The sequence below is a fragment of the Hymenobacter nivis genome, assembly GCF_006439025.1.
GTDB classification, from domain to species: domain Bacteria; phylum Bacteroidota; class Bacteroidia; order Cytophagales; family Hymenobacteraceae; genus Hymenobacter; species Hymenobacter nivis_A.
Genome location: NZ_RCYZ01000022.1, coordinates 1 through 1035, shown reverse-complemented (window position 1 = coordinate 1035; position 1035 = coordinate 1). Strand labels below are relative to the sequence as shown.

The following is a 1035-nucleotide window of genomic DNA, read 5'->3' as shown; positions in this document are numbered from 1 at the left end:
CGTGGACGGCTTCATCAACGGCAACGGGCGGACCACGATTTTGCTCACGCGCACGGCCAGCCTGGCCGCGGCGGGGGCCCCGGCGGTGGAGCGGGGGGCCAAGCTGTTCATCGCCGACGAGGCGGGCACCCGCTACGCGCTGGTGGAGCGGGCGGCGGGCAGGTACGTGTCCGACAGCCTGGTGCTGCCCGCCGCGCGCCAGTACCAGCTGCGCATTGCCCCGGCCACGGGGGGCGCCACCTACGAGTCGGCCCTGGTGCCGCTGAAAGCAACGCCCCCCATCGACCAGCTGGGCTGGAAGCTGGCCAACGGGCAGGTGCAGCTCGGGCTGAGCACCCACGACCCCGCCGGGCAGTCGCGCTACTACCGCTGGGGCTTCGTCGAAACCTGGGAGTTCACGGCCAGCGTCGAATCCTTGCTGGAGTACCGGGACGGCACCGTGCAGGTGCGCATCACGCCCATTTACCGGTGCTGGCGCACCGAGCGGTCCTCGTCTATCAAGCAGGGCAGCACGGCCCAGCTCAGCCAGGACGCGCTGGTTGATTTTCCCATCCGCGACCTGCGGGCGCAGGACGAGCGGTTCCGGTACCGCTACAGCGTGCTGGTGAGCCAGTACGCCGAAACGGCCGAGGAATTTGCCTACTACGAGCTGCTGCGCAAAAACACGGAAGCCGTGGGCAGCGTCAACGACCCCTTGCCCACCCAGCTCACGGGCAACGTGCACCGGGTGGGCAACCCCCAGGAGCCCGTGCTGGGCTACGTGGGGGCCCACATCACCCAGCAAAAGCGCATTTTTATTGCCCGCACCGAGCTGCCGCTGCCTTCCGATGTGGTGTTCGATTCGCCCTACCAGGGCTGCGCAGTCGATTCGATGTCCGAGGTCCTATTTCCCTTMGACCCCAAGGGGCCCCACGACCCCTATACCCGGCTTTTCGACCAGCCCGGCACCGTGCCGGTCAGCTACTACCTCACCCGCAGCAAGCTCAAGATGGCGTACATCGGCGCCTCGACCACCTGCGCCGATTGCCGCCTGCG

At 68.0% G+C, this 1035-nt stretch carries 1 protein-coding gene; it reads left to right on the top strand.

What is annotated here, in order from left to right; genetic code table 11:
- Positions 1–1035 (top strand): DUF4249 domain-containing protein (locus EAH73_RS22910; protein WP_140469764.1); only part of this gene is annotated, 1035 nt, incomplete at both ends.